Source organism: Xanthomonas cucurbitae (assembly GCF_002939885.1).
Classification (GTDB): Bacteria; Pseudomonadota; Gammaproteobacteria; order Xanthomonadales; family Xanthomonadaceae; genus Xanthomonas; species Xanthomonas cucurbitae.
Window position 1 is genome coordinate 1 of record NZ_MDED01000012.1, and the last position, 15,832, is coordinate 15,832.

11 protein-coding genes and 5 pseudogenes are annotated in these 15,832 nt (G+C 64.9%); 9 read left to right on the top strand and 7 right to left on the bottom strand.

Annotated features, from left to right (window positions below; translation table 11 throughout):
* The first annotated feature begins 119 nt into the window (after window positions 1-119).
* From cobO to XcuCFBP2542_RS08160, 5 genes and pseudogenes are all read left to right on the top strand, one after another.
* Window positions 120-652 (top strand): annotated as a pseudogene (gene cobO, locus XcuCFBP2542_RS08150) (cob(I)yrinic acid a,c-diamide adenosyltransferase).
* Window positions 653-714: 62 nt separating this feature from the next.
* Window positions 715-879 carry a hypothetical protein gene (locus XcuCFBP2542_RS19575; RefSeq protein WP_158251442.1) on the top strand — a complete coding sequence of 55 codons (165 nt, stop codon included), beginning with the start codon at window positions 715-717 and terminating at the stop codon, window positions 877-879.
* A pseudogene (locus XcuCFBP2542_RS08155) lies at window positions 867-1,218 on the top strand (bifunctional adenosylcobinamide kinase/adenosylcobinamide-phosphate guanylyltransferase); the annotation flags it as partial. The gene XcuCFBP2542_RS19575 and the pseudogene XcuCFBP2542_RS08155, both read left to right, overlap by 13 nt.
* Window positions 1,206-1,292, top strand: a pseudogene (locus tag XcuCFBP2542_RS20000) (nicotinate-nucleotide--dimethylbenzimidazole phosphoribosyltransferase); the annotation flags it as partial. The pseudogenes XcuCFBP2542_RS08155 and XcuCFBP2542_RS20000, both read left to right, overlap by 13 nt.
* A gap of 76 nt (window positions 1,293-1,368) precedes the next feature.
* Window positions 1,369-2,277 (top strand): AraC family transcriptional regulator, encoded by a 909-nt coding sequence (locus XcuCFBP2542_RS08160; protein WP_104603106.1) that lies wholly within the window; start codon window positions 1,369-1,371, stop codon window positions 2,275-2,277.
* 47 nt (window positions 2,278-2,324) lie between these two features.
* Here XcuCFBP2542_RS08160 and XcuCFBP2542_RS08165 read toward each other — a convergent pair whose 3' ends face one another.
* The 7 genes from XcuCFBP2542_RS08165 to XcuCFBP2542_RS08195 all read right to left on the bottom strand — a co-directional run bounded on the left by XcuCFBP2542_RS08165 (window position 2,325) and on the right by XcuCFBP2542_RS08195 (window position 12,688).
* Complete coding sequence (locus tag XcuCFBP2542_RS08165; protein WP_104603107.1) at window positions 2,325-3,521, bottom strand: type III PLP-dependent enzyme; 1,197 nt, start codon at window positions 3,519-3,521, stop codon at window positions 2,325-2,327.
* A complete protein-coding gene (locus XcuCFBP2542_RS08170; protein ID WP_104603108.1) occupies window positions 3,518-5,287 on the bottom strand; it encodes an IucA/IucC family protein in 1,770 nt (589 codons plus the stop codon). Before XcuCFBP2542_RS08170 ends, XcuCFBP2542_RS08165 begins: the two co-directional genes overlap by 4 nt.
* Window positions 5,265-6,449, bottom strand: a complete 1,185-nt coding sequence (locus tag XcuCFBP2542_RS08175; RefSeq protein ID WP_104603109.1) for an MFS transporter — start codon at window positions 6,447-6,449, stop codon at window positions 5,265-5,267. Before XcuCFBP2542_RS08175 ends, XcuCFBP2542_RS08170 begins: the two co-directional genes overlap by 23 nt.
* The gene (locus tag XcuCFBP2542_RS08180; protein ID WP_104603110.1) at window positions 6,446-8,248 is read right to left on the bottom strand and encodes an IucA/IucC family protein; all 1,803 of its coding nucleotides are present in this window, start codon (window positions 8,246-8,248) and stop codon (window positions 6,446-6,448) included. The genes XcuCFBP2542_RS08175 and XcuCFBP2542_RS08180 overlap by 4 nt, the downstream gene beginning before the upstream one ends.
* The gene (locus tag XcuCFBP2542_RS08185) at window positions 8,245-9,471 is read right to left on the bottom strand and encodes an ATP-grasp domain-containing protein (protein WP_167526927.1); all 1,227 of its coding nucleotides are present in this window, start codon (window positions 9,469-9,471) and stop codon (window positions 8,245-8,247) included. The genes XcuCFBP2542_RS08180 and XcuCFBP2542_RS08185 overlap by 4 nt, the downstream gene beginning before the upstream one ends.
* Before the next feature lie 322 nt (window positions 9,472-9,793).
* Window positions 9,794-11,926 (bottom strand): TonB-dependent receptor family protein, encoded by a 2,133-nt coding sequence (locus XcuCFBP2542_RS08190; RefSeq protein WP_104603112.1) that lies wholly within the window; start codon window positions 11,924-11,926, stop codon window positions 9,794-9,796.
* Window positions 11,927-12,688, bottom strand: a complete 762-nt coding sequence (locus tag XcuCFBP2542_RS08195; RefSeq protein ID WP_104603113.1) for an HpcH/HpaI aldolase family protein — start codon at window positions 12,686-12,688, stop codon at window positions 11,927-11,929.
* Window positions 12,689-13,028: 340 nt separating this feature from the next.
* Between XcuCFBP2542_RS08195 and XcuCFBP2542_RS08200 the strand changes: the two genes are divergently transcribed.
* The 4 genes and pseudogenes from XcuCFBP2542_RS08200 to XcuCFBP2542_RS19345 all read left to right on the top strand — a co-directional run.
* On the top strand, window positions 13,029-13,607 hold the full coding sequence (locus XcuCFBP2542_RS08200) for a hypothetical protein (protein WP_104603114.1): 579 nt from the start codon (window positions 13,029-13,031) through the stop codon (window positions 13,605-13,607).
* A pseudogene (locus tag XcuCFBP2542_RS08205) lies at window positions 13,604-14,296 on the top strand (DUF6792 domain-containing protein); the annotation flags it as partial. The gene XcuCFBP2542_RS08200 and the pseudogene XcuCFBP2542_RS08205, both read left to right, overlap by 4 nt.
* Before the next feature lie 156 nt (window positions 14,297-14,452).
* Window positions 14,453-15,031, top strand: a complete 579-nt coding sequence (locus XcuCFBP2542_RS08210) for a hypothetical protein (RefSeq protein ID WP_249027631.1) — start codon at window positions 14,453-14,455, stop codon at window positions 15,029-15,031.
* Window positions 15,028-15,693: pseudogene (locus XcuCFBP2542_RS19345) on the top strand (Tle-like phospholipase domain-containing protein); the annotation flags it as partial. The gene XcuCFBP2542_RS08210 and the pseudogene XcuCFBP2542_RS19345, both read left to right, overlap by 4 nt.
* Window positions 15,694-15,832: the final 139 nt, after the last annotated feature.

Sequence of the window (15,832 nt, forward strand, 5' to 3'; positions counted from 1 at the left end):
AAAACGCGCTTGGTGACTGACTGCGGCCATGTTCATCTCAGCACGGTGTGGATTGCCTGCAGAATAACATTTTTATGACACAGTAGGATTAGCGCTAACGCGCGCAACGCAAGAAGGAACTGGTGGACCGGCGCATCGCGCGCGCAGTGATCGACCGCAGCGTATTGCTGGTCAATACCGGCAACGGCAAGGGCAAGAGTTCGTCCGGCTTCGGCATGCTGGCGCGCTCGCTGGGGCATGGCCTGTACTGCGGCGTGGTGCAGTTCATCAAGGGCACGTTTTCAATGGGTGAAGAGGCATTCTTTCGCCGTTTTCCCGACCTGCTCGATTAGCACGTAATGGGCAAAGGCTTCACCTGGGAAACCCAGGACCGCAACGTGGACATCGCCGCCGCGCAGGCGGCATGCTGGCCGATGCGCGCTACGACTTCGTGCTGTTGGACGAACTCACTATCGCCTTGGTGAAGGACTATGTTGCGTTGGACGAGGTGCTGGCCGCAGTGACCGCGCGTCCGCCGGGGCAGCATGTGGTCATCACCGGACGCGGAGCGCCTGCCGAGTTGATCGAGGTGGCAGACACGGTCACCGAGATGCGGCTGGTCAAGCATGCCTTCAACGCCGGCATCAAGGCGCAGCTCGGCATCGAGCTGTAGGCATGCGTGCGTGCGCTGCCCGGTGATGTGCTGACGTGTGGCATGACCTTGGGTCGCGCCCGATGCTGCTGCTGATGACCACCGCGGCGATGCTGCAGGCGCTGCCGGTAGATATCGCCGCGCTGCGCAAGGCCACGTTCGAGCGCCTGGCCGATGCGGTGCACACGCATCCGGAGACCGCCGCCTTGAGGCGGCTCACCTGCAAGGACCCGCCATGCGGCACTTGATCCTGGGAGGCGCCCGTTCCGGCAAGAGCGCACTGGCCGAACGCCTGGCCGCGGGCGCTCTCGCCGCCGGTACGGCCGCCGAGGTGGCCTACATCGCCACCGCGCAGGCCTTCAACGCGGAAATGCAGCAGCGCATTGCGCATCACCGTAGCCGGCGCCCGGCGCCCGGCGCACTGGCAGTGCGTGGAAGAACCCATTGCCCTGGCCGCCACCCTGCAGGCGCTGGCGCCGCCGCGGCGCTGCGTGCTGGTGGATTGCTTGACCCTGTGGCTGACCAACCTGCTGGGCCACCCGGATGCAGATGCCTTCGCGCGCGAGCGCGCGGCGCTGCTGGCCACGGCGTGGCGGCCGATGGCGTGTCGGCGTTTCCGCAGGCGGTGACCGGTGAGATGGTGCGCAACTTCGTCCGTGGCCTCGAATGCGCAAGATCGGGACCGCGCACGTCGACCAATCCGGCGATGCTGATGCCGTCGCCAGGGAGCCATCATCATGCAAGCAGCAGACTCATCCGTTAGCGGTTGGCAGCGCGGTGTGGAGCGCGTGGTTGCGCATTTGCAGACTGTCGTGCGCAGTGGCGCGGCACTGCCGGATCTGGCCGAATTGGCCGCCATCGCGCATCAGTCGCCGTATCACTTTCATCGGGTCTATCGCGCGCTCACCGGTGAGCCGGTGGGGCAGACGGTTGCGCGGCTGCGGTTGAGCCAGGCACTGCATCTGCTGGGGCGCGGCGATGCATCGGTGACCGAGGTCGCGCTGGCGGTGGGCTACCAGACCCCGCAGGCCTTGGCGCGTGCCTGCCGCAATGCCTTGCAGGCCAGCCCCAGCGTCTTGCGTGCAAGCCCGGCGCTACGTGCCAGCAAATTGCAGCAGCTGTCCGCACCGCCGTCGGGCGCGCGCGTCGCATCGGCACCGCTGGCGGTCAGCGTGCAGACGCTGGAGCCGTTCGAGCTGGTGGTGCTGCGCAAGCGTGGGGCATTCGACGATCTGGATCGCGGCTTCGGCCAGATCGTGGCCTGGGCCGCGCGCACCGGCGTCGTCGATCATCTGCAGTGCCTGGTCGGGCTACCGCTGAGCGATCATCGTGATGTGCCGGCGCATGCGCACCTGTTCGAGTGCGGCGTCGGTTTCGCCACATCCGCCTTCGCCACCCCCGCAGCGCCCTTGCAGCTGCGCCATCTCAATGGCGGCCTGCACGCGGTGCTGCGTCAGGTAGGTTCCTATGCGGGGCTGGAGGACGCGCTGGATTGCATGTTGGCCTTCTGGCTGCCAGGTAGTGGCTATGTGCTGCGCGAGGCGCCCGTGCATTACCTGTTCCTGGATGACCCGGAAGAAACACCTGAAGCGACTCTGCGCGCCGATATCCGGATACCGGTGGCCACGGGTGATAGCCACCTCTGAGACAGCAGTTGTGCAATGGACAGTGCAGATGCATGCGATCGAGTCGCTCAGCCATCGACCGGCAAGAACACCATCTGTGGTGGCGGGTGCATCAGGAACTGCTGGTGCGAAATATTCCACGCATAGGCGCCGGCCAACGGGAAGGCCAGGCAATCGCCGGGGGCGAGCGCGGCCACCGGTTGCTGGCGCGCCAGCACGTCCTTGGGCGTGCACAGTTGGCCGACCAGGGTCACCGGCGTGTCGCTGATGACTGGTGCGCGGGGGCCGCGCAACACGCGAAAGGGGTGGTCGTGGGCCTGCGCGGCCGGAGTGCGGAAATGGTGGGTGCCGCCACGGGCAATGGCGAACCACTGGCCGTGGCTGCGCTTGATGTCCAGCACTTCCATCAGGTACCAGCCGCAGCTGGCGCTGACATAGCGGCCCGGTTCCAGCCGCAGGCGTAGTTCGCTGCCGTGCTCGCGCAGCAGCCCCGGCAACCCGGCGCAGAAGCCGGCCCAGTCGAACGAGGCCTCCGGCGCCAGGTAGTCCACGCCGAACCCACCGCCGGCGTTCACTCGCAACGGCCCGAGCGCGTAGGCCTGTCGCCACTGCTGCACGGTGCGCAGATAGGCGCCGATCAACTGCAGCTGCGCACCGGCATCGCGCTGGTGCGACATCAGGTGGAAATGGAAGCCCTGCAACCGCAGCGACGGGCTGATGCGCAACAGCTGCATGGCCGCATCCAGATCCTGCGGGTCCAGGCCGAATGGCGAGGGCTGGCCGCCCATCATCAGCCGCGTGCTCTGCGCCCCAGGCACGGCGATATTCATGCGCAGGAACACCGGCACGCAGCGGTCGGCCTGCGCCGCGATGGCGTCCAGGCGCTGCAGTTCGCCGATGCTTTCCACATGCATGCTGCAGTCGGGCAGGGCAGTGGCCTGGGCCAGCTCGCTGTCCAGTTTACCTGGCCCGCCGAACAGCAATGGCGCCTGCGGTTGCTGCGCGTGCAACCAGGCCAGTTCGCCACCGGAGGCGGCTTCGAAGCCATCCACATGCGCGGCGAGCGTGCGCAGGATGGGCGCCTGCGCATTGGCCTTGGCCGCGTAGAACAGGTCGCAGTGGCCAGGCAGTTGCGCGCGCATCCAGGCGGCGTGCGCGTCCAGAGCGGCCAGATCGTAGACATAGGCGCACAGCGGGCCGTCGCTGTCGGCACGCAGCCGTGGCAATGCGCGCATCACCGCAGTGGTGTCGATGCGCAGGCTCATGCGGCCACCCGACGCGCGATGGCGAGCGCCGCAATGGGGTTGGGCAGTGCGGTGTAATCGGCCTGGCGGTCGGCGCGTTGCAGCAGGCGCGTGCCAAGATTGTTCTTGCCCGGCAGCGGCGCGCCATCGATCAGCCCCTGCAGCGCTGGTTGTGCGCCGTGACGCTGCTGCCAACGTATCGCCATCTCCCCCACGCAGTGCCACAGGCGCGTTTCCAGCACCGCATCGCTCTCGCTCAGGTGGAAGATCGCCTCGGCCAGGTTGTTGACCAGTGCGCAATACGCCACCCGGTTCCAACCTTGTTCCGGCGTGTAGTACAGCGATTGCCGTGCGCGTTCGCCCACACCCTGCAGGCGCGCTTCCGGCCAATGGTGGGCGAGCAGCTTGGTGCCTTCCAGATCGCGGATCCACACGCGCGTGGGCCAGCCGTCGGCAAACCCGATCACGGTGTTCTGCAGGTGCGGCTCCAGTGCAATGCCATGCTGGAACAGTGCGCTCCAGACGCCGTCCAGCAACAGCCCTGCGTAGGCGCGGAACCACCGCACGGTGCGGGTATGCCGATCCATCCGTGGGCCGGCCAGCGCCTGCAGGCGTGCGGCACACACACTGTTGCCCTGCGCATCGCAGGTGAACAGGGCGGCGGCCACTTGCGGCTGCCAGCGTGCGCGCTGCGCGGCGGGAATGGTCTTGCGATACAGAATGCCGAAACTCTCCGACAGCGCGCGCGCCGCCAGCGGGTCGGCATCGTGCAGGGCGCGATCCACCTGCGCCACCTCCAGCGAGGTGGCTGCCGGTTCCAGCATCACATCGAAGCCCGGCACCTGCGCCGCCAACGCGCGCCAGCTCGGCGCCAGCAGCTCGGTGAGGGCGACTGCGCTTTCCAGTTCGTACCAGGCGTTCTTGCGCACGCAGTTGGTCAGCCGCACATGCACCGAACATTTGAGGAAGTAGTCCAGCTGCGGGTGATACAGCGTGCGCACTGAGGAGGTGGGCCATAGCAGCTCGCCGCAAGGCCCCACCGGTTCGATCAACCCGCGCGATTGCAGCGTGCGCAGCAGCGGGTCGTCGAGCAGCCGTTGTGCTTCCCACGGGTGGCAGGGGTAGAGCGCGTCGGTGCCGCTGAGTTGCCGCAGGCTGGCGCGGACATCGGCGCCCTGTGTCCGCAGCAGGCGCGGGTCGATGCGAAACCAGAACAACGGGAATGCCGCACGCGCTTCCGGTGCGCATGCCAGGACCTGTTCGAGCGCGACACCTTCGCGGCTCTTCGGTGTGGGATGCAATGCATGGCCCCACAGCAGCGACTGTTCGGCGTCGATCATCGCCTCGCCGGTCGGTGCTCGGTACTGCGCCTGACGCAGGGCCGCGGTGGTGATCGCCACGCTGTTGGCACTCTGCGCAAGCAGTTCCGGGTTGACCGCGTGCGTACTGCCCAGCGATTGCAGCAGGCAACGCGCCAGTGCAGGCGCATCCAGGCTACGCCACGGCTGGCCGGTGGCCTTGAGGAAGGGCGTGGACGCGAAGCGGCAGCGCCCCAGGCGGTCGGCATAGGCGATGCGGACGCAGAGCGTGCCGGTCTCGCCCAGGTCGATGCGCAGCCAGCGCTGCTCGGCCACGCGTGGGCCGGGGCGATCCAGCCCGCGGTAGTCGAAGTCGGCGGTGCGACGCGGAATGGCGAACTCGCGCAGGTAGCAGTTCAGCCAGCAGGTGCAGGCCTGCGCGTCGGCCATGGTGGTGTACCAGGGGTCATGCATCGTGTGCGGGGACATCGGCAGGTCTCCTTGAAGGAAAGCGCACCAGAACGGTGAGTGCAGCAGCGGCCGCAGCCAGCGCAGCGGCAAGAAAGGGGACGGCATTCCCGGCGGCCTGGGTCAGCGCACCCGCAGCGGCGCCAGCGAGCACGCCGGCCCATTTGCCGCAGGCATCGAAGCGGCCGAACAGGCGCCCGGCGCCATGCCCGCTGGCCACCAGCGCCAGGCTGCGATTGAGCCCGCGCAGGGCGGCCAGCATACCGACGCCGAACAACAGGCGCGCGCCGGCCAGTGCGATGGGATCGTGCAGCACCGCCTGCCACACGCAGGCCAGCGCGAACAGTGCCAGGCCGGGGACCAGCCACCGCTCGCCATCGCCGCGCCGCCACCATGGCAGCACCACTAGGTAGACCAGGTGCGGCAGGCTGTAGAGCAGCCCGGCCAGTGCATCGTGTCCAGCGCCGCGCGCCAGTGCGTAGGGAATGAAGTATGGGAACGTCACCACCATCGCGAAGCAGAACAGGAACTGCGCGAGCAGCAGCGCAGGCCAGAGCGACAGAGTCGCTGGTGCTGCATGCGCGGGCGGCATGCTGGTCGTATCCACAGTGGCAGCGGCAACCGGCCGCAGCGGTGGCGGGTCGGCCGGCAGCCGCCAGGTCAGCGCGAACGCGATCAGCGGCAATAGCGCCAGCGCGCGGTACAGCGACTGCGCCGGGCCCAGTGCCAGCGCAAGCCCCAGCAACGCAGGTGCGCTGACCATGGCCAGCCGTGCGGAATACTGCGTCCAGTCCAATGCGCGTGCCAGCGGGCCGGCCTGCGGTTGGCTGGCCAGGTACGCGTTGGCCGCCGCCAGCGAGCCGCCGCAGGCGCCTTGCACGACCAGACCAACCACCAGCCAGGTCAGCGTGGGCGCGAAGCCGGCGATGGCAAAACCCAGCGCCAACCCCAGCTGTGCGCGTAGCAACGAGCGTTTGCGCCCGTAGCGATCGGCCAGCCGCCCCCAGCTGCTGGCAGTCAGTGCCGTGCACAGCGTCGGCAGTACATACAGTACGCCGCTCCAGCCCACTGCGGCGCCCGGCGCCAGATCGGCCAGCACCTGCGGCAGGAATAGCGGCATACCCAGTGCGGTGAAGGCCGCCAGGTAGTGTGCTGCCAGCACCGGGCCTAAAACACGCCTCATTGGCGTGCTCCGGCCTGTCGGCGCGGCGATGGCGGCGCACTGGCGAACGCGGTGCCGAAGGGATTGGGCGCGCTGTCGCCGTAGAACTTGTTGATGTCGGCCGCGCCGGTGAGCTGCTTGCTGAGCAGGCTGCCGGCGCTGAGCAGGTATTTCACCGGCAGCCGGGGCGCGGCCAGCAGGCGATATGCGGGCGCGGTGTCGATGCCTTCGGCGTCCAGCTGCGCCAGGGTCTGCAGCAATTGCTGCTGCAGCTGCGCAAGCAATGCCGCGCGCAACTCGGGCTGCCATTCGGCCAGGCCGTCCAGCACCGCCTGCAAATCCAGTTGCAGCACGATGGTGCAGAACATCTGTGCCAGCGCCTGCGCATCGTTCACGGCGATACGTGCATCGTGCAGCGGGCCCAGCGCGTCAATCAGCGGCAGCTGCGCGCGCAACTGCGGCATGGCGATGCGCGCGGCGTCGTTGTCCTTCATCAGCAGCCGGGTGGGCCGGCCAGGGGCATACACCAGCACGCTGTTCTGTTGATTGGCCTCCAGTGCAATGCCGTAGCGCAACCACAGCCGCAGATGCACGGCCAGCAGGAGCTCGGTGTAGTCGCGCCACCAGGCGTGGATGTCGCCTTGCGTAAACCGCTTGGCCAGATGGACCGCCATCGGCCGGCCATCGGGCAGCAGGGCGCACAGCGCCGCCACCGGCACCAGCGTGGTGTCCTCCAGCGGCGGGTACCGGCGCAGCAGATAGGCCAGATGCCGCGCCTGGCCGACATGCCCGCCATGCGATTCGTCCACGAAAACGCAGCGGCCGCGCAGCGCCGCATCGTGCGCATCGATCAGCCGCAAGGCGCGTTCCAGCCAGTGGCCGTCGTACAAGGTGGAAGGTTTGATGAGACGCAGATTCAACGCGCCCAGCGTGCGCATCGGGATCGGCAGCTTCAGATGCAACTGCGGGTGCTGCAGCGGCACCAAGGTGCGCACCGACAGGCCAGGGCGCACCTGCAACCAGGGCTGCGGTGCGCGCACAGCGCCGGCAGGTAGGTCGAAGCCGGGTTGCTCCAGGCGCTCCCACACCAGCGGGTGCACCGGCCACAGCCCGTGGGTGGCGGCAAGCGCGGGCGGCAAGCCCACGTCGGCGAATGTCGGCCACAGGTCTATCGGCGGTGGGCTGGTGCAGCTGAGCTGTGTCTGCGGCAGCGCCAGCCAGCGCAGCGCGAAACTGGGCGCAAATTCCGGCGCGTAGTCGCGCAATTCGGCAGGCTCCAGCCCGGCCTTGGCGCGTGCAGTGGGGTAGAACGGATGGTCGCGGTAGCTGGCCAGCTGATCGCAGCGATAGGCACGCTCGGCGGCATCGGTGTAGTGCAGTGCCTCGGCCAGTGCCGGTGCCTGCGCGGCATACGCCTGCCGTGCCAGGGCACGGTGGCTTGCAGCGCAATCGGCCTCGTCGGCGTAGGCCTGGTGCAGGCGCTGGGTGTCCGCATCGAGGCCGTTGGCCATGCGGTGCAGCCATGCCCGGGTGCCTTGCTCGAGTTGGGCAGCGCCCGCGCCCTGCACCAGCCAACGGTCGTCGCAGGCGCTGATGGCCTGCAGCAGGCCGCGGCGGCGGATGGGCAGCCACAGCGTGCCGTCGGGCAGATGCGCAATCTTCCACCAGCCATCGCCCGGGACGGCTCCAGGCCACTGCGCCAGAACATCCGCATCGGGGAATGCCGGGCCACCATGGCTGACGATCGCGCGCAGGTCTTCGCGCAGGCAGGCATCGATGATGCGCGTAGCGATATAGCGTTGGTCCATGGCACGGCTCATGCGCGCAGCTCCGGATGCTCGATCCGCCAGTGCAGGCCGGCTTCGGCCTGCACCACCGCCTGTTGCAGCGCCTGCGCATCGCTGGCCAGTGCGCTCAGTACGCCCAGGTAATCCTTGTTGGAATGGCTCAGCTGGATGCGCTCGCCCGGTGCGCGCATGCGCCGGTACTGCAGATCGCAGCGCGCATCGCGGTGCTGGCGGTCTTCGCTGGCGGCGATCAGCTCGCCGTCGTGCTCGGCCAGGTAATAGCGCAACAGTGCATGCGTACGCGCGCTATGCAACTGCGGCAGCGGCTGGCCCAGATGCGGTGCCAGCGCGGCCGCGAACCACTGCTGGCCGAACATGGCATCGAGCAGGAATTCGCGGCGGTCGCCGATGCTGCGGTAGTTGATCTCCACCAGCACCGGGCCGGTGGCGGTGAGGATGAATTCGCTATGGCACAGTCCGAAGTTCACACCGAAGCTGCGCAATTGCTGCAAGGCCTGCGCGATCACCGGTGTGTGCACATCACCATCCCACTGCGCTTCGCATTCGACAAAATGCGGCGGCGGCGACAGCCGCACCTTGAACCCGCCGATGGGCTGCAGCGTGTGTCCGTCGCCCAGTGTTTCCAGGGTGAACAGCGGCCCGTGCAGCATGCCTTCCAGCAGCACCGTGCGCTGCGGATGCCGCTGCCAGACATCGTCCAGATAGGCCTGCAACTGGGCCGCATCGGTGCAGTGGCGTACGTCCAGGCTGGCCACGCCTTCGCGCGGTTTGGCCACCACCGGCCATGGAATCTGTGCCGGCAGCGTGGCGCCGGGTGCCAGGGTGCAGAACCACGGGCAGGGCAGCCCACGCGCGCGCAGGCGCTGCCGCATCGCGGCCTTGTTCTTGGCGGCGTAGCACACCTGCCAATCCTTGCCAGGCAGCCCCAGGCCGGCCGCCACCAACGCGGTGCTGGTCTGTAGATGGTCGCTATTGCTGAAGACCGCACGCGGCGCTACATCGGCATCGTGCAGTACGTCCAGCACGCCCAGTGGATTGAAGACATCGCATTCGATCACCCGCTGCGGCGCATGCGCCGGATGGTCGCGGTAATAGGCAAGGTGATCGAGTCGATGGTCGGTCAGCAGCCAGACCGGGATGCTTTGTGCCTGGGCGACGGGCACAAAGCCGTCGGTGATGGCCGGGTGGCAGACGTGGCTCAGGATCACCAGTGGTGCGTGGGGGACAGCGTTCATGGCAGCTCTCGTTCGACAGGGACGGTGGAAGAACCGGTACTGAAACGGGCTGCCTGGCGCCGCCAAGGGCGTTGGGTGGCCTGCGATGCAGCGATCGCAATGCCGCGTGCTGCGTGCACGCGGTCTGTTTCCAGGGCGATCGCAGACCGATCGCCGTCGCCATCAGGCGCGACCGATGCCCCTGTCCATCGGTCGTGTATTGCATCTGCATTGGATCTGCAGCGTGATTTCTCAAGCGGCTCAGCAGGCGTGAATCAGATCGGCATGGCGGCGCCATCCATCGACAGTTCGACCCACGGCACCGCCGTTGGCTTGTTGTCTGCTAAAACGTGTACTCCAGGCCAGCGGTGAACGTGCGGGCCGGTGCGGCCTGGCGGCCCCACGGGCTGGTGTCCACGCCACGGAACCAGTACTGCCGGTCGAACAGGTTGTTGATCGCCAACGATGCGCTGAATTTCTGTCCATCGCGTTCGAACAGCGCGTGGCTCAGCTGCGTGTTCCAGACCATGTAGGCCGGCAGCTGGCCGACCGAGGCGATGGCATTCTCCTGCACGGTATTGGCAGCATCGCTGAAGGCCTTGCTGAAGTAATAGCCCGACAACGCGACCGTGGTGTGACCAAGCGCGTAATTGCCGCCCAGGGTGATCTGGTTACGCGAGGTGAAGGGCACGCGGAAGCCACGGAACGCACCCGATTCCTGGCTGGCATCCAGATACGCATAGCCGGCGTTGAGGGTGAGCGCGCGCAGGTTCTCCGGGCTCCATTGCAGTTCCACCTCGCCGCCCTGGTGGCGGGTCTTGCCCAGGTTGCGGAACACGCGGGTGGTGTTGTCCAGCTGGATCTGCTGATCGAAGTCGATCAGGTAGGCGCCGACCTGGATGCGGGTGCGGTCGTTGGGCTGGTAGCGCGTGCCGGCTTCGTAATTCCACGCCAGCTCGGCGTCCAGGTTGTTGCCGAAGATGATCTGGGTGACCTGCGGCGCACGCATCGAACGCTGCCCGTCGGCATAGAAGAACCACTGGTCATTGGCCTGGAAGCCCAGCGTCAGGCCCGGCAGCACGTCGCGGGTCTGGTTGAGCGTGCGCACGCCGGTGGCGCGGTTGAAGTAGCGCGAATCCAGGCGCTCGTAGCGCAGCCCGGGAGTGATGGTCAGGCGCTCGTCCGGCAGGGTGATGGCATTGCTGACATAGGCCGCCAGTGCGCGGTCTTCGAACTGCCAGTCGCGCACGGTGGTGAACAGGCCATCACGCAGGCGCAGGTTGCCGACCAGGAAATCGATGTCCTCACGCACCGCGCGTACGCCGGCGGTCCATTGCTGGCGCACGCCGCCGTCAGTGCCCATGTTCCACGTCAGTCGCGGCTCGCTGCCAACCACGCGAAAGTCGCGCGGCGCGGTCTGGCGCAGTTGCGGCGGCAGGTCCGAGCGCCAGGTTTCGGTAGCGGCCTGTCGCATGCCGACGACGAAGTTGCGGCTGCTGCGCGCGCTGAAGTTGGTCCACTCCAACCGCAGGTCCTGCAGCGGGCCCCAATCGCCCAGCAGCTGTTCGTAGCTCAGCGACGCGCGCGTGGTGCGGCCATTGAAGCTGTCCAGCGGGCGGGTGGACTGGCGCGGATCGCGCCGGTAGTCGGCCGGGCTGAGCGCGCCGGCCAGATCCATGTCCACCAGATAGCGCTGCACGCTGGCCTTCAACAACTTGGTGTCGTCCAGCCACCACTCCGCGCGCACGCGCAGGTTGCTGATGTCGGTATCGCTGTGCGCGCGCCAGTACTCGCCCCAGGTGCGGTTGGCATCGACCTGCATGCCGAAGTTATCGGTCAGATAGCCGCCGCTGCTGAGTGCGCTGTCCTGCAGGAACTGGCCCTGGCCGCCGGCGGTAACCTTGTGCGCCAGCGTGGTGCTCCATTCGCTGGGGATCTCCTTGCTGACCAGGTTGATCACCCCGCCGACATTGTTCGGCCCGTACTGCACCGCCGCGCCGCCGCGCACGATATCGATGCGGTCGATCTGGTTCAGCTCCACCGGAAACAGCGACAGGCTGGTTTGCCCGTACGGTGCCAATGCCAGCGGAATGCCGTCTTCCAGCACCTGCACGCGGCCGCTGCGGCTTTCGTACAGGCCGCGCAACATGAGTTGCGGGAGCGCGCCGGTGCCGGTTTCGTCGAAGATCTTGATGCCGGGCACGCGTTGCAGCGCATCGTCCAGCGAACGATTGCCGCCATTGCGCAATTGCGCGCGGTCGATCACCTGGCGGCTACCGGCGTAGCGCTGCACATCATCGGGCTTGGAGCGGCCGAGCAGGCTGCCTTGCACCTGGATGGCGTCCAGCGCACGGATGGGGGTCTGGCCTTCGGCGGTGTCGGTCGCCTGTGTATCGGCGGCCAGCAACTGCAATGGCAGGCTCAGGCTGGCCGCCAGAATGGCCAGGCTCAGCGCTTGGAAACGGAAGGTGGGCATCTACGGCGTGCTCCTGCAGGCGGGTAGGGAAGTGGGTGTGTCGAAGGTGGCCAGATGGCCGCGCAGTGCGCGTTGGATCAGGGCGCGGTCTTCGCCGGCGAGCAGCCAGCGCAGCTCCGGCTGCTGCAGCCAATGCGCGCGTTGCGCATCGGTGCGGGGATTGGGGCAGAACGGCACATCGGCCGCGCGGCACTGCGCATGCAGTTGCAGCAGTAATTCCCACACCTGCGCATGCGTGGGCTGCGGGCCCAGGCCAAGGTCCAGCGCCAGATCCAACGCGCCCTCCATCACCAGCGCCACGCCCGGCACGGCCAGGATCTGCGCCAGTGCGGCAATGCCGGCCGCACTTTCGATCATCGGCACGATGCGGATGTCGCGATTGGCCTGGGCGATGTAGGTCGGCAGATCGACATTGCCGAAGCCGGTGACACGGCCGCCAGTGATGCCACGCCGGCCCAGCGGCGGAAAGCGCGCGGCGGCGACGGCCTGCGCCACCTGCGCGTCCGATTCGGCGCGTGGCACCACGATGCCGCGCGCGCCGGCATCGAGTACGCGTCCGATCAGTTTTTCGTCCACCTCCGGCACCCGCACCCAGGCCTCGCAGCCGGACAGCTCGCAGGCGCGAACGGCGTGTTCGAGTTCATCGGGCGCACGCAGCACATGCTCCAGGTCGAGCACCACGAAACCATAGCCGATGCGTCCCAGCAGTTCGCACAGCTGCACGCTGGGCAATGCATTGAGGACGCCAACCGCAAATATCATGGAAGAGGCCGCCAGGGGAATGGGCGCCCATCCTGCTCTTGATGGGAATGATTATCAAGTGTGTTTCCGGTTTTTTTGGTAACCAGGGGGCTGGCCGTGCTCGTGTTGGCCTGGATGTGTGGACGGTCGTCGACTATCGGTGGAGCCCTGCGGCCCGCACGCGATTCGATCAGCAGCACGGCCTTGCACCAGGAGAGGTGTTGTTGCTACCCAGGGAAGGACGTAGCCTTGCGGAAACAAGGCGTTATCGGCCACTCACACCATGTATCGCACTTCAGCCACGCTGCTATGCATCTCCCTGGCCGCATTGCTGTGCGCTTGCGGAGCAAAGGAGACCACCATGCAATCCAAGGACGTACAGGCCCGCGACGCCGACGGCGATCCGATCTATCGGAAGAACCCGCATCCGAAGCAGGCCTATCGGATCACCATGACCATCAAGGACGCGCCGGGGCCGTTTGGATTAGTGTCAGGTACTGCATTCTATGACATGACGAATCGCGATGAATGTGCGCCGTTCGACCCTGCGTTGGGGATGTCTACAAAGCCGAAGGAAGATGCAATACCTGTTACTTTTCATAGGGTCGACGATACGGCTTACATGGCGATGGTTTATACGGATGGCATGGTCGATGCTGACTACTATGGCAAGGGAATCTGCCACTGGGAATTTGGAGGTATTGGCGTTTCCTTAAAGGCGACAGGTAGTAGTGCGGAGACAGCTTTTGCGCCTAGTCTAGAAAAGAAATATTTTGATGAGTCTAGTCAAAAAAAAACTTTTTTTTGGTCGGGAGGGTTTCCAAAAAGTAAGTTTGAGGGTTACGTCGACTTCGGTGAGGAATTTGCTGAGAAATACGCAGAGCCGAATCGGAGTAACTTATTTCGTATAACTCTCAATGCGGAGAGGGTTGCCCCATGAGTCTCACCAGCCAGCAGTATGCCGCGCTGACTCGCGATGGCTACGACAGACCTGAAGATACTGGAGAGAGAAGCGCCATTGTAGACATTGGCGGGTTGCCTGTCCGACGCTTGCAATATGTGGACAGGCCGTCAGGCTACCAAGGCGTGATATACCAGAGGGTTGATACCAGGGAAATAGTGGTTGTCCACCGAGGAAGCGAGTTCGATCGTCAGCCCATCCTGGACGGCGCACTGGCCGACGGTGGAATGGTCGCAACCCGTCACAATGCACAGGTAGCGGACGCCATTGCATTTACCCGGGGCGCCTTGGAATATGCAGAGCAGAAGCATGTCAGTACCGGCTTGCCAACACCCGATGTGACGGTTGCAGGCCACTCGCTTGGTGGTAATTTGGCGCAAGTGACTGCACATCACTTCAAGCTCAAGGGGCAGACCTTCGACGCCTACGGCACGGTCAGTCTGGATCGGCGAATCCCGGAGGGCGGCGGCGATGTAATCAATCACGTCATGGCCGGCGATGCAGTCAGGGCCGCCAGCCGAAGTCACGGGCGCGTGGAGATCTATGCTGCGTCGCAGGAGAACGCCACGCTGAAGCGTGCTAATCACACCAGCAATAAGAAGGTGCTGGATGCTCGCAATCCGTTGTCCATCACGTTCATGCTGAGCGATGGCTATCGGCTGAATTCCGTCCCTGGCGAATCTTGTTGAGGTGGCTATAAAAACGGCGTAGGCTCGGAGATGAAGCATTTATTGGCCAAATCAATCGTGTATCGCACCTCCACTGCACTGCTATGCATCTCCCTGGCCGCATTGCTGTGCGCTTGCGGGGCAAAGGAGACCACTATGCAATCCAAGGACGTACAGGCCCATGACGCCGACGGTGATCCGATCTATCGGAAGAATCCGCAGCCTATGCAGGCCTATCGGATCACCATGACCATCGAAGATGCGCCGGGGCCGTTTGGTTTCGTGGATGGCGCGGCTTTTTATCAGATGACTAATCATACGCTGTGCACCCCGATTGAGCCGATAGCCGGGGTCTGGTCCAAGCAAAAAGAAGATAGTGTTCCTGCAGTCTTCAAAAAAATCGATGCAACGACCTATGTGGCCACGATTTTTGCAGATGGCATGATTGACGCCAATTATTATGGAAAGGGCGTGTGCCATTGGGAGTTGACCGGGGTCGGAATTTCTTTAAAGGCGAGTGGTAAGAAAGAGGAAACCAACTTCTCGCCTAGCCTGGAAAAAGATCAGATTGTTAGTTTAGGCGAAAAGACGACTTATTTTTGGAAGGGTGGCTACCCAAGAGACGAGTTGGAAGACTTTCCAGATACTGGGGAAGGCGACCCTGCTAAGTTCAAGGATGAGTTGCGTGGAGAGTTGTTTAAGGTGACCTTGTCTGCCAGGAGGGAAGTGCCGTGACTCTAACTGACAAAGATTATGCAGCGCTCGCAAATGACTCTTATAATAGGCCTGATATGGTTGGATTAAAGAGTCCTGTTGTTTCAATTGGAGAGGGTCGATATCAGCGTCTCGAGTACATGAATCGCCCTTCGGGATATCAGGGGGTCGTCTATCAGAACGTGGATACTAAGGAGGTAGTCGTCGCCCATCGCGGCACCGAGCCTGATCGAGAGCTTTTAAAGGATGGGGTTTACGCTGACGGCGGCATGGTGCTGACGCGTCACAATGCCCAGGCCGCCGATGCCATCGAGCTGACACAACGGGCGATCGAGCTGGCGGAGCGTCAAGAAAAACGTGATGGACTGAAGCGCGAGGTCACTGTGACCGGGCATTCCCTCGGCGGTGGCCTGACCCAGGTCACCGCTCACCATTTCGGACTGAAAGGACAGACATTCAACGCCTATGGAGCGACCAGCCTGGATCGTCGGATTCCCGAAGGTGGCAATGAGGTCATCAATCACGTCATGGCCGGTGATGTGGTCAGCGCTGCAAGCTGGAATTGTGGGCGCGTGGAGATCTATGTTGCGTCGCGGGAAAACGCCACGCTGAAGCTTGCTGATCACACCAACGATAAGAAGGTGCTTGATGCTTGCAATCCGTTGTCTATTGCGTTCATGTTGGCGATGGCGACCGGCTGGATTCGGTCCCTGGCGAATCCTGTTGAGGCAGCTATGAAAACGGCGTAGGCTCGGAAATGAAGCATTTATTGGTCAAATCAATCGTGTATCGCACCTCCACCGCACTGCTATGCATCTCCCT